This is a genomic window from Bacillota bacterium (genome assembly GCA_040755295.1).
Taxonomy (GTDB): domain Bacteria; phylum Bacillota; class Desulfotomaculia; order Desulfotomaculales; family Ammonificaceae; genus SURF-55.
Genome location: JBFMBK010000004.1, coordinates 37,123 through 57,460 on the forward strand (window position 1 = coordinate 37,123; position 20,338 = coordinate 57,460).

At 55.0% G+C, this 20,338-nt stretch carries 17 protein-coding genes; 16 read left to right on the forward strand and 1 reads right to left on the reverse strand.

Annotated elements, in window-relative coordinates; genetic code table 11:
• Positions 1-71: 71 nt before the first annotated feature.
• Positions 72-908, reverse strand: coding sequence for a hypothetical protein (locus AB1500_04465; GenBank protein MEW6182416.1), 837 nt, complete (start codon positions 906-908; stop codon positions 72-74).
• A gap of 149 nt (positions 909-1,057) precedes the next feature.
• Between AB1500_04465 and AB1500_04470 the strand changes: the two genes are divergently transcribed.
• The 16 genes from AB1500_04470 (at position 1,058) to clpX (ending at position 20,327) form a co-directional block, all read left to right on the forward strand.
• Complete coding sequence (locus AB1500_04470; GenBank protein MEW6182417.1) at positions 1,058-1,792, forward strand: YkgJ family cysteine cluster protein; 735 nt, start codon at positions 1,058-1,060, stop codon at positions 1,790-1,792.
• Between the two features lie 187 nt (positions 1,793-1,979).
• A complete protein-coding gene (locus AB1500_04475; protein MEW6182418.1) occupies positions 1,980-2,702 on the forward strand; it encodes a LysE family transporter in 723 nt (240 codons plus the stop codon).
• A 399-nt stretch (positions 2,703-3,101) separates the two neighbouring features.
• Complete coding sequence (amrA, locus tag AB1500_04480) at positions 3,102-4,481, forward strand: AmmeMemoRadiSam system protein A (GenBank protein ID MEW6182419.1); 1,380 nt, start codon at positions 3,102-3,104, stop codon at positions 4,479-4,481.
• A gap of 86 nt (positions 4,482-4,567) precedes the next feature.
• On the forward strand, positions 4,568-5,575 hold the full coding sequence (amrS, locus tag AB1500_04485) for an AmmeMemoRadiSam system radical SAM enzyme (GenBank protein ID MEW6182420.1): 1,008 nt from the start codon (positions 4,568-4,570) through the stop codon (positions 5,573-5,575).
• 265 nt (positions 5,576-5,840) lie between these two features.
• Complete coding sequence (argC, locus tag AB1500_04490) at positions 5,841-6,881, forward strand: N-acetyl-gamma-glutamyl-phosphate reductase (GenBank protein ID MEW6182421.1); 1,041 nt, start codon at positions 5,841-5,843, stop codon at positions 6,879-6,881.
• A gap of 194 nt (positions 6,882-7,075) precedes the next feature.
• Positions 7,076-8,269, forward strand: coding sequence for a bifunctional glutamate N-acetyltransferase/amino-acid acetyltransferase ArgJ (gene argJ, locus AB1500_04495; GenBank protein MEW6182422.1), 1,194 nt, complete (start codon positions 7,076-7,078; stop codon positions 8,267-8,269).
• 92 nt (positions 8,270-8,361) lie between these two features.
• Positions 8,362-9,249, forward strand: a complete 888-nt coding sequence (argB, locus tag AB1500_04500; GenBank protein MEW6182423.1) for an acetylglutamate kinase — start codon at positions 8,362-8,364, stop codon at positions 9,247-9,249.
• 275 nt (positions 9,250-9,524) lie between these two features.
• Positions 9,525-10,742, forward strand: coding sequence for an aspartate aminotransferase family protein (locus tag AB1500_04505; protein MEW6182424.1), 1,218 nt, complete (start codon positions 9,525-9,527; stop codon positions 10,740-10,742).
• 418 nt (positions 10,743-11,160) lie between these two features.
• On the forward strand, positions 11,161-12,099 hold the full coding sequence (gene argF / locus AB1500_04510) for an ornithine carbamoyltransferase (GenBank protein MEW6182425.1): 939 nt from the start codon (positions 11,161-11,163) through the stop codon (positions 12,097-12,099).
• A gap of 29 nt (positions 12,100-12,128) precedes the next feature.
• Entirely contained in the window at positions 12,129-13,337 is a 1,209-nt protein-coding gene (locus AB1500_04515) for an argininosuccinate synthase (protein MEW6182426.1), read from the forward strand.
• 334 nt (positions 13,338-13,671) lie between these two features.
• Positions 13,672-15,048, forward strand: coding sequence for an argininosuccinate lyase (argH, locus tag AB1500_04520; protein ID MEW6182427.1), 1,377 nt, complete (start codon positions 13,672-13,674; stop codon positions 15,046-15,048).
• A 92-nt stretch (positions 15,049-15,140) separates the two neighbouring features.
• Positions 15,141-15,362, forward strand: coding sequence for a hypothetical protein (locus AB1500_04525; GenBank protein ID MEW6182428.1), 222 nt, complete (start codon positions 15,141-15,143; stop codon positions 15,360-15,362).
• 243 nt (positions 15,363-15,605) lie between these two features.
• Positions 15,606-16,658, forward strand: a complete 1,053-nt coding sequence (locus tag AB1500_04530; protein ID MEW6182429.1) for a 3-isopropylmalate dehydrogenase — start codon at positions 15,606-15,608, stop codon at positions 16,656-16,658.
• A gap of 279 nt (positions 16,659-16,937) precedes the next feature.
• Positions 16,938-18,284, forward strand: coding sequence for a trigger factor (gene tig, locus AB1500_04535; protein MEW6182430.1), 1,347 nt, complete (start codon positions 16,938-16,940; stop codon positions 18,282-18,284).
• A 174-nt stretch (positions 18,285-18,458) separates the two neighbouring features.
• Positions 18,459-19,058: an ATP-dependent Clp endopeptidase proteolytic subunit ClpP gene (gene clpP / locus AB1500_04540; GenBank protein ID MEW6182431.1), complete on the forward strand. Its 600-nt coding sequence runs from the start codon at positions 18,459-18,461 to the stop codon at positions 19,056-19,058.
• Positions 19,059-19,073: 15 nt separating this feature from the next.
• Positions 19,074-20,327, forward strand: a complete 1,254-nt coding sequence (gene clpX / locus AB1500_04545) for an ATP-dependent Clp protease ATP-binding subunit ClpX (protein MEW6182432.1) — start codon at positions 19,074-19,076, stop codon at positions 20,325-20,327.
• The last annotated feature ends 11 nt before the right edge of the window (positions 20,328-20,338 follow it).

Below are 20,338 nucleotides of genomic sequence, written 5' to 3' on the forward strand. Positions count from 1 at the left end.
TCTGACCGTTTTAGCCACTCAGAAAAAGCTATGCTGTATTCTGCCTTTCAACTTTGAACCTTGAACTTCTTCTAACGTTTGCCGTCCCGCTCCCGGCTGTACGGGAGCGGGATGTACTGCACCGAAGGACGGCGCTGGCCGGGCTGCGGGTACAGTTCCATCAGGGCGTAGATCTCCTTGGGCAGTTCGGTTTGAACGGGCAGTCCGAGGTTCCTGAGCTGTTCCGGGGTGATGGGATAATCGTGGGTAAAATGACCGCCGGTCAAGAAATGGGCAATGGCCGCGGCCTTTTTTTCGTCTGCTTTGTCGAGCAGTATAAACTTGACGAAATCCTCGACCTGCCGGATCGCTTTCCGGGAGATATCTGCGAGAACCAGGGTGTTGTCGTCAACCTTATCCGCTCCCTTTTGGCGTACGGTCTCGAGGATTGAAGCAGCCGGGTAGTTCCCGAGCTGGGGGTCGACCGGTCCTAGGACGGCGTTGTCGTCCATCAGGATTTCGTCTGCGGCCAAAGAGATCATCGTCCCGCCGGACATGGCGTAGTGCGGGACAAAGACCGTCACCCGCGCGGGGTGTTTTGCCAGAGCGTTGGCGATCTGCTCCGCAGCCAGGACCAGCCCGCCGGGGGTATGCAGCAGGAGGTCGATCGGCATATCCGGCGGGGTGAAGCGGATGGCCCGCAGCACCTGCTCGGAGTCTTCAATGTTGATGTAACGGCTCAAGGGAAGGCCGAGGAAGCTCAGAAGCTCCTGGCGGTGAATCATGGTAATCACACGGGATCCCCTTCTTTGCTCCAGGCTCCGGATAAGACGCAACCGCTGGATCTCCAGGCGTTGCTGCTTCAACATGGGCCAGAACGCCGAGATGATAATGATGGTCCAGATGATTTCGGTAAAAGAAATTGCCATGACAGCGCTCCTTCTTGAGGAAACAGATTGGCTTGTATTATTTTATCCGGAGAAAAGGATTAAGCCGCGAAGAGGCGAAATGGTTCCGTAAATATTCTAACAGGTTTGCCTAAAAAACGCCAAGCCTGGCAAATAAGGAGCAGTGGATAATGTTACCGGTCGGGGATGTATATTCAGTCTTGATTTACGCGAAAAACAACGGTTATTTCACCGAACTCAACGATCTTTATGCCCAGATCCCGGAGCGGGAGTGCGGGGATTGCAGCGAGTGTTGCAAAGGCGCGCCGGCGGCGTTTTTTCTCGAGTACCTTAATGTGTATACCCACCTCCGGGAACGTTTACCGCAGGAGCAGTCGGTAATCGTCCGGCGGGCCATCGGCTTCTTTTTTCTCGAACTGGTGGAACCCGAGCAGAAATGTGCTTTCCACGGCGGGGAAAACGGTTGTCTTATCCGGCAGGTGCGCCCGCTCAGCTGTCGCACATTCGGCCTGTTAAACAAGGACGATTACGAGAATATGGAACAGAAACGGATTTCGCGATTAAAAGAAATCGCGGAGGGTTTCCGCACCACCCACGGGATAGAGCTGCCCGACGCGCTTCTGGTTTCCCGCCCCTTTTGCGATAAAAGCCGTGGACCTGAGAGTATAGACCTCAGCACCGTCGAAGAGTGCCGGGTGCGTTTGACCTCCCTCGACAGCAGGATCGTATCGCCGGAATTGGTATTCAGCCAGAGGACTTACCTTCCCCTGCCGGCCCAGTTGGCGATGACGGTTCTCAACCCGGGAGTGCGCGGTAAGCGCGTGGAGATTATGCGGGAGTACCTCAAGGGATCACGGGAGCTGCTTGATAAATATACCAGGCGCGGCCACGGCTTTAAGTTCTAACTATTCAGGTATTCCGTAGGGCGTGGCGATAAGCTGCGCATAGCTTTGTCGGCGCTACCGGCCGGATGCTCACGTACGTTTCGAGTACGCTCCGCTCCGTCCGGTGTCGACCTTCGCGCTCTGCTTGCTTCTCACCACGTTCCGTAATTGTAATGCGAAAGGGTGAATAGTTACAGTTTTAGGCACCATGGATATAACGAGTCTTTTTCTTACCGCTTTCATTGTCGCTCTGACGGGGGCGATGATGCCGGGGCCGCTTTTGACGGTGACGGTGGCCGAAAGTGTCCGACGGGGTTTCTGGGCGGGACCGCTTCTTATTATCGGCCACGGCGTACTGGAAGCCGGGTTGGTGGGAGCGCTTGCTCTGGGGCTCGGACCGGTTATATCCCGCCCGAATGTGGTTGCCGTGATTGCGCTTGTCGGCGGCGGGTTTTTACTGTGGATGGGGGTAACAATAGTAAGGGATGTTCTGGCGGGACGCGCCACCTTAACCCTCGAACCCACACGGAAGCGTGACGGTCCGGGCGGCACCCCGGCTGATCGCGCCGGCGCCGTCAATAAAATGGTTTTTACGGCCGGAGCAGGACAGCTAACCGGAAGGGAAATGGGGCGTCTGGTCGGGCTCGGGGTAGCGGTCAGCTTTTCGAACCCGTACTGGAGCCTCTGGTGGGCTACGATCGGCATCAAGTATATAAGCGACGCGCTGCCTTTGGGCTTTACGGGACTGACTGTTTTTTATACCGGTCACATACTGGCCGATCTGGCGTGGTACGCCGCGGTGGCCGCGGCGATCATCGGAGGCAGGCGTGTTTTCAGTCCTGCGGGCTACCGGCTGGTTTTGGCTTTGGCCGGATTTTTTCTAATCGGGCTCGCGGGTTATTTCATCGTAAGCGGCTGGCGTTTCTGGTGATTTTCTTAGCGCCTTCGACGCCAAAATCTATAAAAAATGGCAAGAAAAATTAACCACAGAGACACAGAGCACGGAGGGGAAAGACAAAATTTCTTTGTTATTGCAACTATTTAGGCATGGGTTTCAATTCCGAATTCAGAAGTGGTCGGCGTCCCCGGAGGCTCGCGGCTGGCCCTTGCAGCTGTGAAACCAACCACGGTGGATTTCGGCCTTATAGAAGTCTAAAATGGCTGGGTGTATTGGGTATTTACCAACATTCTGACTTCTGGCTACTGGATTCTGACCTGAATGAATACTTGTTATTTAGTCTTGACATTTCTTTTCTCTGTGAACTCCGTGCCTCTATGGTGAGAATATTTAGTTCCGGCTCTTCCGGTTAGGCTTTAAGGGGGCGAGAATGTGCGTACCGGTAGTATAGTAATAGGCGGCATCGTTCCCCATCCGCCGATTATGGTTCCCGAGGTAGGCCGGGGCGATGCCGGGGAGGTTCGCCGAACCCAAGAGGCGCTTCGCGAACTCGGAGGGATGATAAACCGGAGCGGCGCGGCGACGATGATCTTCATATCCCCGCATGGTCCGGTGCTCTGGGATGCCGTGGGTGTGGTCGCCACAAAGGAACTCCACGGGAATCTCGGCCGGTTCGGCGCTCCGGGCGTATCATTCGATCTCAGGACCGACACGGTGCTGGTTGACGTTCTGCGGCAGGAATTGCTGCAAATCGGGGTTCCTGGTGTCGAGGCGGGTGAAGGGCAGGGTTACCGGTTGGACCATGGGGTGACCGCACCGCTTTACTGGCTGCGGGAAGGCGGCGTGAAACTGCCGGTGGTGGTCTGCGGGACGGCGCTCTTGGCGCTTCACCGGCTTTACGGCTTTGGGGTTGCGGTGCAACAGGCGGCGCTCAAATCGGGTAGGAAGGTAGCGGTTATCGCGAGCGGGGATCTTTCCCACCGGCTGTCTCCGGAAGCGCCGAACGGTTACGATCCTTACGGCGAAGTCTTCGACCGGCGGATGCAGGAGATAATAGGGGCGGCGGATGTGCGGGCGCTGATGAAGCTTGACCCGGTGCTGGTCGAGCGAGCGGGAGAGTGCGGTTACAGGCCGATCATAATGCTGTTCGGCGCGTTGGAAGGGCTCAAGGTCAAGCCGGCGGTTTTGTCCTATGAGGGACCATTTGGTGTGGGGTACATGGTGGCGGGTCTGGTGCCGGAAGGCGAGGATGAGAACCGGCGCATTTACGAGGATCTGCTGAAAGAGGCCGAGGCGCGGCGCGCGAAGGAAGGTTTCCTGGTACGCCTGGCCCGGAAGGCGATACGCGCTTACCTAGAGGAAGGGGAGCGTGTCCAAGCCGAAACGGTGCCCCCCGAATTCAGCGGGCAGGCGGGGGTTTTCGTTTCCCTTAAGAAAGGCACCTTCCTGAGGGGCTGCATAGGTACGATCAGCCCGACGAGGTCAAACATCGTGGAAGAAGTGATTGAAAACGCAATCGGCGCGTCCACCCGCGACCCCCGGTTCGATCCGGTGAGAGCGTCGGAGATTGAAGACCTGAGTATTTCTGTTGACGTGCTCGGGCGGCCGGAACCTGTAAGCGGGCTGGACGAACTCGACCCGAAACGATACGGGGTGATTGTTTCCCGCCGTTTACGGAAAGGGCTGTTGCTGCCCGACCTGGAGGGGGTCGACACGCCGGATCGGCAGGTGGCTGTTGCCAGGCAGAAGGCCGGCATCGGGCCCGACGAGCCGGTGAAGTTGGAGCGGTTTGAAGTGAAAAGGTACTTTTAGAAGCCAGAAGCCATGTCTTCCCCATTCTGAATTCTGACTACTGACTACTGAATTCTGACCCCAAAAGGAGCAGAATTAGCTAAAAAGTGCGCGAAGCTCTTTTTTATAAAAAACGCAAAGACAACACGGTCGTCTGCCGACTGTGCCCCAAGGCGTGCGTTATTAAGCAAGACCGGGCCGGATACTGCCGGGTGCGCGAGAACCGCGAGGGTGTTCTTTATACGCTTAATTACGGAAGATGCACCTCCTGTTCAGTCGACCCCATGGAGAAAAAACCGCTCTACCATTTCTACCCGGCGCACACGATATTATCTCTAGGGACCTTCGGCTGCAACCTTCACTGTTCCTTCTGCCAGAACTGGGAGATTGCCCACGGCTCGCCTCCCGCGGTCAGTCTTGAACCCGAACGGGTGGCGGCGATGGTTGGGGCTCAAGGGCCGCGCTGTACCGGTGTGGCCTATACTTACTCCGAACCGATGGTGTGGTACGAGTTTGTAAGGGATACCGCCCGGCTGGTAAGCGAGGCCGGTTATAAAAACGTTCTGGTGACCAACGGGATGGTGAACGAAAAGCCGCTGAAAGAGATACTTCCTTACATTGATGCGTTGAACATCGATGTCAAAGCCTTCCGGGATGATTTCTACAAAAAGACCTGCGCCGGTCGGCTGCAACCGGTTAAGAAAACGGTGGCGTGGGCCCGGGAGAAATGTCACGTCGAGGTGACCACCCTCATTGTCACCGGTCTCAATGATTCGGAACAGGAACTGGGCGAGCTGGTAGAATGGTTGTCCGGGTTGGATCCGGACATGCCGCTTCATCTCTCACGTTACTTTCCCAACTTTGAAATGGACCGTCCGCCGACACCCCCGGACACCTTGCGCCGGGCGCTCCGGATAGCCCGTGAGCGTCTGAACTATGTTTATCTTGGGAACATTCAGGGTGAAGGCGCCGGTGATACCCTTTGTCCCGCCTGCGGTACGGTGGTTATTTCGCGCACGGGATACACGGCTCGAAACCGCGCTTTCGAGGACGGTAAATGCGCCGTGTGCGGGAACCATATTCCGATAAAGGGAACGGTCTGGCGCGAAAAATAATTATTATAAGATAAAGGATTTATAGTTTAAAATTCATTTATTACATGGGTGCTTCCCTTAAAAACCGCGTGATATTTCCCGCGATTTAGTTTTATACAAGTATTGCGTTATCAGACGGCAAAAGCCCTGATATCTTGAAATACGAGTATCTCCGGTTTTGTGAGAGGGACAGGGTTTATCTTAAAAAATATTTCCCTGTCTTGTTGTATTTTTATGCAACCAGTTGTATAATTATTTATATAATATGTCGATACGGGTGATTTAATTGATCAAGGTCGGTATTATCGGGGCAACAGGTTATACGGGTGCGGAACTGGTGCGGTTGTTGGTCAGGCACCCCGCGGTTGAGATTGCGATGTTGACATCCCGCAGTTATGCGGGGAAGAAGTTGAGTGAGGTCTTTCCCCACCTTACCGGTTTTTCGGACCGGGAACTGGTCGCGCTTGACGCGGACGAGGTGGCGGCGGGCTGTGACGTCGTCTTCGTGGCGCTTCCCCATGGTCACGCGGTGTCTGTGGCAAAGACGGTTCTGGATCGTGGTAAGCGGTTCATCGATCTGGGGGCGGATTTTCGTTTCCGGGACGTACGGGTTTACGAGGATTGGTACAAGGTAAAACACGAGGCCCCGGCGCTGCTTGAAGAAGCGGTCTACGGCCTGCCGGAGCTCTACCGCGAGCAGATAAAGAATTCCCGTCTGATAGCCAATCCGGGCTGCTACCCCACGGCGTCGCTCTTGGCTGCGGTTCCGCTCCTGCATGCGGGGCTGATTTCGCCGGAAGGCATCATCATCGACGCTAAATCGGGGGTTTCGGGCGCCGGCCGCACGCTCAACCTGCGGGTGCATTACGCGGAAGTTAATGACAACGTTCAGGCATATAATGTCGGGGTGCACCGGCACACGCCTGAAATAGAACAGGGATTGTCGGCGGCGGCGCGCCGGGAGCTGAAGGTTTCGTTCACTCCGCACCTGGTGCCGCAGACAAGGGGCATTTTAGCGACCGTTTACGCCGGCTTGAAGAAGCCGCTTTCGACGGCGGCACTCCTCGATCAGTACCGGGAGTTTTACCGCGACGAGTATTATGTCCGGGTTCTGCCGGAAGGGGTATTGCCGCAAACCAAGGGCGTCGCGGGGTCAAACTGTGTTCATCTGGGAGCGGTGGCCGATTCGCGAACGGGCCGGGCGGTGCTCCTTGCCGCGATCGACAACCTGGTTAAGGGAGCGTCCGGGCAGGCGGTGCAAAACATGAACCTGCTTTTCGGGCTGCCGGAGACAACCGGGTTGGACTTTGCAGGGATTTTCCCTTAGGCGCTTGACGCCAGGATCTGCGCAAAATGGGCAAGCCCAGCACTCAATGTGCTGATCCTAAGACGCGCGTTCTAAATAACATGCATAAAACGATTAGATATCGACGTACCGTTGAGTGCTGGGTGGTTCCGGCGTTTCCGGGTAATGGACTTTTTAATAGTTAAATTTACCTTTGACCGAAGGGAAGGAATCTGATGGAGTGGATAGGGGGCGTTACTCTCCCCGCCGGTTTCATGGCAAGCGGTGTGGCATCCGGGATTAAAAAGGCCAAGAAAGACTTGGCGCTCCTTGTCAGCACGGTGCCTGCTGCGGCGGCAGGGGTTTTTACGACCAACCGGGTCAAAGCGGCGCCGCTTCTGATCACCGCGGAGCGGCTGCAAAGCGGCCAGGCGCAGGCGGTCATCGTCAACAGCGGCAATGCGAACGCGTGTACCGGCCCGGATGGGTTCGCGGACGCGACGGCAATGGCCCGGTCGACGGCGGCGGCGTTGAGGTTGCCGGAAGAACTTGTTCTGGTGGGTTCCACCGGGGTTATCGGTCAGCGTCTTCCGGTGGAAAAGATTAAGGCGGCGCTGCCGGCGGCGGTGAAGGCGTTGGGGCCGTCCGGCCGCGCGGCGGCGGAAGCGATCCTTACCACGGATACGGTTGTTAAGGAAGCTGCCGTCCGGTTCACTATCGGCGGCAGGAGGTGTACCGTCAGCGGTATGGCCAAGGGCTCGGGAATGATTCACCCGAATATGGCTACGCTCCTCGCCTTTCTAACGTCGGACGTGGCGGTGGAAGCGGAGCTTCTTCCCCAGGCCCTGAAGGCCGCGGTGGATGCTTCTTTCAATATGATTACGGTGGACGGGGACAGCAGTACCAACGATATGGTGCTGGCGCTTGCCAACGGTCAGGCCGGCAACAAGGTAATTGACGGCCCGGGTGAGGATTATGAGGTTTTTCTGGCCGCGCTTACCGCGGTATCGATCGAACTGGCGAAGAAAATCGCGCGGGATGGGGAAGGCGCCTCCAGATTGATCGAAGTGCGGGTCAAGGGGGCCCGCACACCCGGTGATGCACGGACCACGGCCCGGTCAATCGCCGCGTCCAACCTGGTCAAAGCGGCTGTTTTCGGCCGGGACGCCAACTGGGGCCGCATCTTGTGCGCCGCCGGTTACTCCGGCGCCGATTTTAACCCGGCCACGGTCGATATCTTCCTGGGTGAGGAACAGGTGGCGGCAAACGGGGCGGGTCTTGTCTTTTCCGAGGAAAGCGCCATGAAGGAATTGGAGAAGGATCCGGTCATTATTACAGTGGATTTGAAGGACGGCGACGGCGCGGCCACGGCCTGGGGTTGTGACCTTACGTACGATTACGTTAAGATAAATGCCAGCTACAGGAGTTAAGAGGCAAGAAGCAAGAAGTCGGAAGTCGGAGGCGTATGGTAGGCAGCAGGTGGTAGACAGTAGATAGCAACGCTTTGCTTGGAGGATTAAGAATGGTTTTAACGGCGGTTGAGAAGGCAGGAATCCTAGTAGAGGCCCTGCCTTACATTAAGCAGTTTTACGGAAAGATTATCGTGGTGAAATACGGCGGGCACGCAATGCTCAACTGCGAGCTGAAACAGGCGGTTATGACAGACCTCGTGCTTATGAAGTACGTAGGGATGCACCCGGTCGTGGTTCACGGCGGCGGCCCCGAGATTAACAAGATGCTGAAACGACTCGGTAAGGAGTCCTCTTTTATCGGCGGCCTCCGTGTTACGGACGCGGAAACAATGGAAATAGTCGAAATGGTTCTCGGCCGCCTGAATAAGGAGATCGCCGCTCTGATTAACCGCCTCGGCGGCAGGGCGGTGGGCCTTTGGGGAAAAGACGCCAATCTGTTCAAGGCGGTCAAAAAACCGGGCATCATCAGCGTCGCCGACGGCACTAAAATCGAGCAGGACATCGGGCTGGTAGGGGAGGTCACAGAGGTAAACCCCGAGCTTCTTTTCAGCGTCATCAGGCAGGGCTATATCCCGGTGGTGGCGCCGATCGGCCTGGGACCCGAAGGGGAGGGTTACAACATCAACGCCGATACCGTGGCCGGGAGGATCGCCGGGGCCCTGGGCGCCGACAAGCTGATCATTCTTACGGACGTCGAGGGCATATTGAGAAACCCGCAGGATAAGGGTTCGGTGATTTCAAAGGTCAAGTTGGAAGAAATCCCGGCGCTTGCAACCTCCGGGAAGATTTCCGGGGGGATGATCCCAAAACTGGAGTGTTGCGCCGCGGCGCTCAAGGACGGGGTCAACAGCGCCCACATTCTCGACGGGAGGGTGCTGCACGCCATCCTGCTCGAGGTCTTTACCGACGAAGGCGTCGGAACAATGGTGGTTCACTAATGGAATGTAGAATGTGGAATATAGAAGTCAGAAGCCGGGAATTAGGAGTCAGTAGACAGTAAACAGTAGTCATCAGGGAAGTAGACAGTAGACATTAATTAAAATATGAGGATTACGGCTCAACGAGGAATTAAAATGTAGACCGAAGCTGGCTGTTTAGATAATCAGAATCGGCATAAAACCATGATTTACCTGTGTCGCATTTTGTATTGATTCATGGTGTCGTCCTTGGCATCTTGGCGGTTATTGTTTTTAGACAGGAGGGGTTGGAAAACGTGGAACAATATCAAGGTCTCACATCAAAAGAAATTACCGAGCTTGCCGAGAAACATATAATAAAGACCTACTCCCGCCTGCCGCTGGTGCTGGTGAGAGGCAGCGGGGCGCGGGTTTGGGACGCCGAAGGCAAGGAATACCTTGATTTTCTGGCCGGCCTTGCGGTCAACTCCCTGGGACACTGTCACCCGAGGGTTGTGGCCGCCGTCAGAGAACAAGCGGGCATTCTAATGCATTGTTCCAACCTTTATTATACGATTCCGCAGGTTGCGCTGGCGAAATGGCTGACCGAGAATACCGCTTTTGACCAGGCGTTTTTCTGCAACAGCGGTGCGGAAGCGGTGGAGGCGGGACTCAAGCTGGCCAGGAAGTATGTGTATAAGAAGCGCGGCCCCGGTTGTTCCGAGATCGTAACGGCGGAGGGTTCCTTTCACGGCCGGACCTTCGGTGCGGTTACCGCCACGGGGCAGCCGAAGTACCACAATGGCTTCGAGCCGCTGGTTCCGGGTTTCAGATACATACCGTTCAACGATGTGGCGGCCCTGCGGGAGGCGGTTAATGAAAAAACCGCGGCCGTGCTGCTAGAGCCGGTGCAGGGAGAGGGAGGAATATATCCGGCGTCGCCGGAATTCCTCGAAACGGCGCGCCGGGTGACCCTGGAAAAAGGAGCCTTACTCATTTTTGACGAGGTGCAGTGCGGGCTGGGAAGGACCGGGCGCCTCCTGGCCCAAGAACATTACGGGGTAACGGCGGACCTTACTTGTCTTGCCAAGGCGCTTGCCGGCGGTTTTCCTATGGGGGCACTGCTGGCCACCGCCGAGGCGGCTTCAGGTTTCAGCCCGGGGGACCATGCTTCGACATTCGGGGGGAACCCGTTGGCGGCAGCGGCTGCTCTGGCATCCGTCACCGCCATGACCGGGGAAGGTCTCGTGGAAAACGCGGCGTCACTGGGTGCTTACTTTAAAGAAAAATTAACAGCCCTGGGAGAGGAAACCGGGATGATACGGGAGGTAAGAGGTCTCGGTCTCATGCTCGGAGCGGTATTGTCGGTTCCGGCCAATGTGGTGGTTGAAACCTGCCAGGAGCGCGGGCTTCTCACCAACGCGGTGAAAGAGGATACCTTACGTTTTGTGCCGCCGCTTACAATCACCCGTAAGGATGTAGACAGCGCTACCGCTATCCTGAAAAAAGGTTTGCTGGCGGTTGCAGGGAATTAATTTTAACTATAGGTTTATAAATATCAATATGTCGGACCCGTAAGCCGGTTACTCAGATCCAGAAGAGTTCTATATGACGCATTCAGCGGCACTACGTCGAATGAAAAAGAGGACCCTTTGAGCTGGTCACTTTGAAGCAGTAACGTAACAAAGGCGGAACGCAGCGAGAAGTGATGCAGTGCAAGGAAGACCGGAGGAGACGAACCATTTTAGAAGTTGGATGCAGGAGGTTGGAAGTTGGAGTTATTAAGGGAATTCACAAAGCGAATTCCTGTAAAAGGTTTAACCTCTAACTTCTGGCCTCTCACCTCCAAAATGGTACGTGAGGATTCGGCTCTGCCGGGCTGACACAGCAATGTGTTACTTATCGATGCGCCCACCGAAAGCAGCACTATTTTCAAGGAGGTGAGATCACATTATGTATGCGTCCTTGCGGAAGAGGTTTCACAAAAGGAATTTTCTCACGATGGCAGACGTTACAGGTCCGGAAATTATGGATATTCTTGAGTTTTCACGCGAGTTGAAAGGGTCTAAATCAAGGGGCGAAACCCACACCTTTTGCGCGGGTAAAACCCTTGCCATGATATTTCAGAAGCCTTCAACCAGAACAAGGGTCTCCTTCGAGGTCGGAATGTCCCAGCTCGGGGGACACGCCCTTAACCTGAACGTGGGGGATCTTCAACTCGGCCGGGGTGAAACAATCGCCGACACGGCGCGGGTTCTTTCCCGTTACGTGGGTGGTATAATGATTCGTACGTTCAACCAGCGGGACGTGGAAATCTTTGCTGCGGAGGCAACGGTCCCGGTAATCAACGGACTCACAGACCGGGAGCATCCCTGCCAGATCCTTGCGGACCTTATGACGATTCTGGAACATAAAAAGCGGTTTGAAGGGCTGAAACTTGCATGGGTGGGAGACGGCAACAACGTCTGCAATTCCCTGTTGCTGGCCTGCCCCAATGTGGCGATGCATATCGCCGTCGCCAGCCCGCCGGGCTACGAACCGCTCCCGGAAATAGTCGACATGGCTAGGGCGGCGTGTAGGGGGAGCAGGGTGGAGGTTCTTAACGATCCGGTTGAGGCAGTCCGAAACGCGGACGTTGTGGTTACAGACACGTGGGCGAGCATGGGACAGGACGACGAGCGCGAGGAAAGGGCGAAGGTTTTTCAGCCTTACCAGGTCAACAGCGCTCTGGTTGCCCACGCCGAGCCCGATTACATATTCCTGCACTGCCTGCCGGCGCACCGCGGCGAGGAGGTTACGGACGAGATTATTGACGGACCGGCAAGCCGGGTGTGGGACGAAGCGGAAAATCGGCTGCACGTGCAGAAAGCGTTGTTGTCATTGTTGCTTTAGAGCCGGCCGCGGCAAGAAGGGGTGACTTAATGACCAGGAAAATTGTGCTTGCATACTCCGGGGGCCTCGATACCTCGATCATTATCCCCTGGCTTAAAGAGAATTACGGCTGTGAGGTAATCGCCATGGCCGCCGACCTCGGCCAGGGTGAGGAACTGAAAGCGGTAAGGGAAAAGGCCCTGAAGAGCGGCGCGAGCAAGGTTTATATAGAGGACGTCAGGGAGGAGTTCCTGACGGATTATGCATTCCCGACACTTCGGGCAGGCGCTGTATACGAAGGAAAGTACCTTCTCGGTACTTCCATGGCCCGACCGCTTATCGCCAGGAAACTGGTCGAGGTGGCGCGCAAGGAAGGAGCGGAGGCCGTAGCGCACGGCGCTACCGGCAAAGGAAACGACCAGGTGCGTTTTGAGGTCAGTGTGAAGGCCCTGGCCCCGGACCTGGCGGTGATTGCTCCCTGGCGCCTGTGGGAGATTGGTTCGCGCGAAGAGGCGATTGCTTACGCCGCGGCCCGCGGTATTCCGGTACCGGTTACCAAAGAGCGCCCTTACAGCATGGACCGGAACATTTGGCACCTGAGCCACGAGGGCGGAGACCTGGAGAACCCCGGAAACGAGGCGCCGCAGGACATTTATCTTATAACCACCGCGCCGGAGAAGGCGCCTTCGGAGTCTGCCTACGTGAACCTTGAGTTTGAAGCCGGAACCCCGGTGGCGCTTGATGATACCCGCCCCGACCCGGTTACCCTGGTCGAACGATTGAACGCCCTGGCCGGGAAAAGCGGCGTCGGGATCGTTGATATGGTCGAGAATCGTTTGGTGGGGATGAAATCCCGGGGGGTTTACGAGACCCCCGGAGGGACCGCGCTTTTTTACGCCCTGAGGGAGCTTGAGCGTCTGACGCTGGACAGGGCCACGCTTCACTTCAAGGAAGTGGTGGCGCTCAAGTATGCGGAGCTTGTTTACGACGGTTTATGGTTTTCCCCGCTCAGAGAGGCTCTCGACGCCTTTGTCACCGCGGTTACCCGGACGGTGACCGGGAGCATCCGTCTCCGGTTTTATAAGGGGAATATTTCCACATCCGGTATCCGGTCGGCGCATTCCCTGTATCTTAAGGACCTGGCAACTTTTGAGCGCGATGAGATGTATGACCAGAAGGACGCCGCGGGCTTTATCAATCTCTTCGGCCTGCCCTTAAAAGTCAGGGCGCTGGTGGAAAAAGAGGCTGAAGGTGAATAGCGGGCCGCCAGGCACTTAGGGCGTGAAGATTTGCGCAAGATGGCAAAAAAAAATAACCACAGAGGCACAGAGCACACGGAGGGTACTGATATAAAGCGGCGAGTCATGAATTAAGTCCTCAGTCGAAAGTCCCCAGTTCCTGTTTCCGGACTTAGGACGCAGGACATAGGACTTCGGACTTGATGATCTGCCTCTGCTGTGACCCACATTTAATGTGCTGATCCTAAGACGCGCGTTCTAAGTAACATGCATAAAACGATGTAGTTTTAACGTACCGTTAAGTGTTGGGTGGTTCCGGCTTATTCGAGTTGGGCGAGAAAGAAGGAGGGGTTTTATGAGTACCCTTTGGGGTGGCCGCTTTCAGAAGGAAACCGACGAGCGGGTAAGAGCCTTCCAGGATTCCCTGAGTTTCGACTCCCGCCTCTGGCCTTATGACATCCAGGGCAGCATGGCACACGCCAGGATGCTGGTGAGAACAGGCATCCTCAGTTCCGAAGAGGGGAACATGATCGTGAAAGGCCTGGAGAAGATCTACGATGCTTTTCTCGCCGGCAAGGTGGCGCTTACGGGAGAGGAAGACATCCACTCGCTGATCGAAGCGCTGCTGGTGAAATGGGTGGGGGACGCGGGGAAGAAGCTGCATACCGGTCGAAGCCGGAACGACCAGGTGGCAACCGACTTAAGGCTGTATTTAAGAGATGAAATAAGGGCGGTTCGCGAACTCCTCACCGGAATCCGCCGGGTACTGGTGGATTTAGCGGCGGTCCACTGCGAGACGCTGATGCCCGGGTTTACCCACCTCCAGCCGGCCCAGCCGGTTACCTTCGCTCACCACCTCCTTGCCTATTACGAGATGTTCAGCCGTGACAAAGCCCGTTTCGAAGACTGCTACTACCGTACAAATGTGATGCCTCTGGGCGCCGGGGCCTTGGCCGGAACAACCTTTCCCCTCGACCGCGAATTCCTTGCGGAAGAACTGGGTTTTGACGCCCTTACCGAAAACAGCATGGATGCGGTGAGCGACCGGGACTTCGTGGTGGAGTTCTGTTCGGCGGCGGCGCTTGCCATGGTCCACCTGAGCCGCCTGTGCGAAGAGATTATCTTATGGAGTACGCCCGCAATCGGTTTTATTGAGCTCGATGACGCCTTTACCACAGGATCGAGCATGATGCCCCAGAAGAAAAACCCGGATGTCGCGGAACTGTCCCGCGGAAAAACGGGGCGGGTGATCGGGAACCTGACGGGGATGCTGGTACTGCTGAAGGGACAACCGCTTACTTACAACAAGGACATGCAGGAGGACAAGCCCCTGCTTTTCGACACCGTGGATACGCTGAAGGGGTGTCTTGAGGTTTTCATCCCCATGATCGAGTCGCTCCGGGTTGACCGCGGGCGAATGGCCGCTGCGGCTTCCGTTGGTTTTCTGTGCGCGACCGACCTGGCGGAGTACCTTGTCAACAAGGGGCTTGCGTTCCGGGAGGCGCACGAGGTGGTCGGCGGGGTGGTTCTATATTGTCTTGATGCAGGTAAGCGGCTTGATGATCTTGACCTCGAAGAATACCGCCGTTTTTCCCCGGTTATCGCGGAAGACGTTTTTCAGGCGGTTAAACTTGAGGAGTCGGTTAAAGCCCGCCGGGTGTTGGGCGGCCCTTCACCCGACGTGGTACGGGAAAGAATTGAATATTTGAAAGAAATTCTAAAATATGATTGACAATGTTCCATTTCCACCATATACTTAAAAGTGCAAGTTATATCTTTCACAAGAAGATGGTTTATTCCGCCCATCCGAGCGGGGTGATTGCAATGAGTAAGCTTGATGAAGCTTATCGGGTCCTTGAAGCGGCGGGGTGCCGACTCCTTCCGGTTCCCGGCACGAAATGGTACGAACTGCACGCCCCGGAGGGCTGGATGGTGCTGGTGAAGGAAAAGGACATTATTAAAGTCCTCGAAAGAAGCGAACCGGCACAAATCCGAGAGTGGTTACATAAAGTGAATACGGCAAATGTAAACAGCCTCATCGTATAACATAAATTCATTGGTGATACCTTAACTATAACCCCCATCCCTTTGGCCAGTTTGACTGGCCCTATTTTTTTGATTAAAGCCGATCGCTTGTGAGTGTTTCTTTTTTCACGAGTTTTTAATTTTTACGGCGGGTGAGTCCCGCCTCTGGGGATAAGATTTTAGTAATCGGTTCATCTTGACATGACGGGTAAATAGAGGTAAAATTTCACCCAGCTTAAAAAGAGCCTGCAGGAGGAGAACCTTGTGCCCAAAATCGCGGTGATACCCGGCGACGGGACGGGTCCGGAACAAATTAGAGAGGGAATGAAGGTCCTGTCAGCGGCGGCGGAAATCGAAGGATTCAAGTTCGATGCCGTTACCTATGATTTCGGCGGCGATAGATACCTCAGAACCGGTGAGACGCTTCCAGACAGCGCCCTTGAAGAGTTGCGGGGATTTGATTCAATTTATCTGGGCGCGATCGGACACCCCGACGTTAAACCCGGTATTCTGGAAAAGGACATCCTGTTGCGTCTTCGTTTTGAACTCGATCAGTATGTTAATCTGCGGCCTGTTAAACTTTACCCGGGTGTTGATACCCCGCTTAAAGACAAGAGCCCTCAGGATATCGACTTTGTGGTGGTCAGGGAGAATACGGAAGGGCTTTACTGCGGCGCGGGAGGTTTTCTGAAGCGGGGGACCGTGGATGAGGTGGCCGTCCAGAATTCGATTAATACTTACAGAGGGGTCGAGCGCTGCATTCGCTACGCCTTTGAGTACTGTCGGAAAAGAAATAAAAACAAGAAACTGACGCTTTGCGGGAAAACAAACGTCCTGACTTACGCCTTCAGCCTGTGGGAGAGGGTTTTTCACGGGGTAGGAGAGGAATACCCGGATATTCAGCGGGATTACGCGCACGTTGACGCCACCTGCATGTGGATGGTAAAAAACCCCGAATGGTTCGACGTGATTGTAACGGACAACATGTTCGGTGATATCATCACCGACCTCGGAGCAATGATCCAGGGCGGCATGGGCATCGCCGCAGGCGGTAATATCAATCCGACCGGGGTTTCCATGTTCGAGCCTATCGGCGGTTCGGCGCCCAAGTATGCGGGGAAGAATGTCATTAACCCGCTTGCCGCTATCTACGCCGGGGCGATGATGCTTGAACAGCTTGGTGAGGAGCGGGCGGCTGCACGGGTTGAGCGCGCGGTTCAGGAGGTGTGCGCAAAACACCTGAAAAGCCTCGCCGCCGGGAGGATGGGCCATTCCACGAGCGAAGTGGGTGATCTGGTCATCAGACACCTTTCCTAGGAGGCTGCTGCAAAACGGGGCCGGTCGACCTTGAAAATGACAAAACTTGATTTTCCGATGGGTTTTGCTATAATGAGTGGTAGTCAGTCAGGTGCCAGGGGTTGTACCCTGGTTATCTTTTTCGTTGGGTTTTTTTGGACAAATGCGCTGAAAATTTTAAAGGACTTGACTACAGCACGCCGAATAGGTAGTTTATTTTGAGGAAGTATTCAGCCGCCTAGTGTTTCTTTGACGGAACGCGGTGAATAGATGTTAAAACACGGAGACGGGAGGACGCGGATGCAGGTTACGTCGGAGCGTTTAGAGAAGAGCACCGTACTTTTGCAGGTAGAAGTAGAGGCGGAACACTTTGACCAGGCGGTTGAACGCGCTTACCGGAAGGTGGCGAAGGATGTTACAATCCCTGGTTTCCGCAAGGGAAGGGTACCGAAGGTTATCCTCGAACGTTATGTGGGCAAGGAGAAACTATATGAGGAGGCGGCGACACTGGTTCTCGGCGAGGTTTACCCGACAGCGGTAAGCGACGCCGGAATAGATCCGGTTTCTCAGCCGGAAGTGGAAATCGTTCAGGCTGAAAAGGGGAAGCCGCTGATTTTCAAGGCCAAGGTAGAGGTCAAGCCGGAGGTTGAATTAGGACAGTATAAAGGTATAGAGGTCGTACGGCGGGTTAATTCCGTCACCCGGGAGGACGTTGAAGCGGAGCTTGAAAAGCTGCGGAACCGCTACGCCCGGTTGGTGACGGTTGAAGACGGGGCCGTGGACAAAGACGATATTGTTACCATAGATTACGAGGGAACGATTGAAGGTAAAGCGTTTTCCGGCAGTACTGCTAAAGGCAGAGAGATCGAGGTCGGACACGGGTACTTGATCCCGGATGTGGACGATGCATTGATCGGGATGCGTGCCGGTGAAACGAAAGAAGTGGGGGTCGACGTCCCTGCCGAATCCCCGGACACCGCAGCGGCCGGAAAGAAGGCGGTTTTTCAGATTAAAGTCAAGAGCGTTCGTCGTAAAGAACTGATGCCTTATGACGATGATTTGGCTAAGGAAGTAAGTGAGTTTGACACACTTGAGGAATTGAAAACGGACCTTGAGAATAAGCTGAGAGAAGCCGCAACAGACCAGGCCGACCTGGCCGTCCGCCAGGATATCCTGGATAAGGTCTCGGAGCTCGCAAAGGTTGAGGTCCCGTCCTCGATGATAACGGAGCAGGTCGAGGGAATGGTGGAGGATATGGTGAATTCGGCCGAAGGCCGGGGGGTTGAACCACAGCGCTTTTTTCAACTTCTGAACAGTTCTCCCGAGGAGATGCGGGAGCGAATGAAACCCGACGCCGAAAGAACCATCAAGATGCGGCTCGTGCTTGATGCGGTCGTTAAAGCTGAGAACCTCGATGTAACCGATACGGAAGTGGATGAAGAGATAGCAAAGCTGGCCGCGGTTTATCGCCAGGACCCACAAGAATTGCGTAAGGCCTTGGAAGAAGGGGGCCGGATCGATGTCGTCAAAGAAAAACTACTGCGTGAAAGAGCTATAAGATTTCTTGTAGATAACGCGATTGTGAATGAAAAAGCACCTGAAGCTGAAGGTCAAGTTCCGGAAAAGGCTTCCGAAGAACAACCATAACGAGAGAATTCCTGATCCGCTTAGAGCCAAACCGCGCATCGGCCGGTGGGGAACCCCGGGAAAATGCCCGGAGGGAAAAAGGTTTTATAGAGACAAATGGAGGGAAATAACCTTAAGATACCCCTTTTTAAAAAAAGAGGTTAGGGTTTATCATAAAGAAGAGGAGTGGGGAACATGTCTACCTTGGTGCCTATGGTTGTGGAACAGACGAATCGAGGCGAGCGCGCCTACGATATTTATTCACGTTTACTTAAAGATAGGATAATCTTTATCGGCGGGATGATCGACGATCATATCGCCAACCTTATCATAGCCCAGTTTCTATTTCTTGAGGCGGAGGACCCGGAAAAGGACATCCACCTCTACATCAACTCGCCGGGGGGACTTATTACCGCAGGGATGGCCATTTACGATACGATGCAGTACATCCGCCCTGATGTCTCCACCATCTGTCTCGGGCAGGCGGCGAGTATGGGGGCGTTCCTTCTTGCGGCGGGGGCTAAAGGGAAACGGTACGCGCTTCCTTACGCCAGGATAATGATTCATCAACCTTTCGGCGGGATTCAAGGGCAGGCGACGGAGGTTGAGATTCACGCGAAGGAGATTTTAAGGGCAAGAAGCATCCTGAATGAACTATTGTCCAAACACACTGCACAATCGGTCGATAAGATCAGCCTGGACACTGAAAGAGATTTCTTTATGTCGGCGCAGCAGGCCAGGGAATACGGGGTTGTGGATGAAGTAATAACGGTTCGAAAGAAGCCGACGAAGTGAGCGAGGTGGAAGGCAATGCTTAACAGCGAGAAGGGGCATCTGAAGTGTTCGTTTTGCGGCAAACATCAGGATCAGGTAAAGAAACTCGTGGCAGGACCCGGGGTCTATATTTGCGATGAATGTATAGAACTATGCAACGAAATCATTGAAGAGGAACTAAGCGAGGACCTTAGTTCTGAGTTACGTGACGTACCGACGCCGAAAGAAATCAAGGAATTTCTTGACCAGTACGTAATCGGCCAGGAATATTCAAAGAAGATGCTGTCGGTGGCTGTTTACAACCATTACAAGCGGATTAATCTCGGCGGTAAAATCGATGAAGTGGAGTTGCAGAAGAGCAACATCGTAATGCTTGGGCCGACGGGCTGCGGTAAAACGCTCCTGGCGCAGACCCTGGCCCGGATGCTTAACGTTCCGTTTGCAATCGCCGACGCTACTTCGCTTACCGAAGCAGGCTACGTGGGTGAGGATGTTGAGAACATTCTTCTCAAGCTGATCCAGGCGGCGGACTATGATATCGAGAAAGCGGAAAAAGGGATCGTTTACATCGACGAGATCGATAAAATCGCGCGCAAATCGGAAAATCCGTCGATCACCCGTGACGTCTCCGGTGAGGGTGTGCAGCAGGCGCTTTTGAAGATTCTCGAAGGTACGGTGGCCAGCGTGCCGCCTCAGGGTGGCAGGAAACACCCGCACCAGGAGTTTATCCAGCTCGATACCACGAACATACTGTTCATCTGTGGCGGGGCCTTCGAGGGCGTAGACAAGATCATCCAGACCCGCGTCAGTAAGAAGACGATGGGGTTCGGGGCGGAGCTTGTCGTCCGCAAGGAACAGAATATCGGCCAGGTCTTACGCCAGATCCTGCCTCAGGACCTGCTCAAATACGGTCTTATACCGGAATTTGTAGGACGGCTTCCGATCATAGTAACCCTGGAGCCGCTTACGGAAGACGATCTGGTGCGGATCCTGACTGAGCCGCGCAACGCCCTGGTGCGTCAGTATGAGAAGCTCTTCGAGATCGACAGCGTAACCCTGGAGTTCCAGTTGGAGGCCCTGAAAGCCGTAGCGCAGGAGGCCATCCGCAGGAATACCGGTGCCCGTGGGTTGCGGGCGATACTCGAGGAGATCATGCTGAACGTCATGTACGACATACCTTCCCGCGGCGACGTAACAAAATGCGTCGTGTCAAAGGATACGGTGGTAAAGCACGAGCAACCGCTGATTGTGACGGTTGACCGGAAAAAGAAAAAAGAAGGCGCCGTGTAAAGGCAGGAGTA

Coding starts and splice junctions, on each gene's coding strand:
- AB1500_04465 (MEW6182416.1), bottom strand. CDS start 908: ATGGCAATTTCTTTTACCGAAATCATCTGGACCATCATTATCATCTCG.
- AB1500_04470 (MEW6182417.1), top strand. CDS start 1,058: ATGTTACCGGTCGGGGATGTATATTCAGTCTTGATTTACGCGAAAAAC.
- AB1500_04475 (MEW6182418.1), top strand. CDS start 1,980: ATGGATATAACGAGTCTTTTTCTTACCGCTTTCATTGTCGCTCTGACG.
- argJ (MEW6182422.1), top strand. CDS start 7,076: ATGGAGTGGATAGGGGGCGTTACTCTCCCCGCCGGTTTCATGGCAAGC.
- argB (MEW6182423.1), top strand. CDS start 8,362: ATGGTTTTAACGGCGGTTGAGAAGGCAGGAATCCTAGTAGAGGCCCTG.
- argF (MEW6182425.1), top strand. CDS start 11,161: ATGTATGCGTCCTTGCGGAAGAGGTTTCACAAAAGGAATTTTCTCACG.
- AB1500_04515 (MEW6182426.1), top strand. CDS start 12,129: ATGACCAGGAAAATTGTGCTTGCATACTCCGGGGGCCTCGATACCTCG.
- argH (MEW6182427.1), top strand. CDS start 13,672: ATGAGTACCCTTTGGGGTGGCCGCTTTCAGAAGGAAACCGACGAGCGG.
- AB1500_04525 (MEW6182428.1), top strand. CDS start 15,141: ATGAGTAAGCTTGATGAAGCTTATCGGGTCCTTGAAGCGGCGGGGTGC.
- tig (MEW6182430.1), top strand. CDS start 16,938: ATGCAGGTTACGTCGGAGCGTTTAGAGAAGAGCACCGTACTTTTGCAG.
- clpP (MEW6182431.1), top strand. CDS start 18,459: ATGTCTACCTTGGTGCCTATGGTTGTGGAACAGACGAATCGAGGCGAG.
- clpX (MEW6182432.1), top strand. CDS start 19,074: ATGCTTAACAGCGAGAAGGGGCATCTGAAGTGTTCGTTTTGCGGCAAA.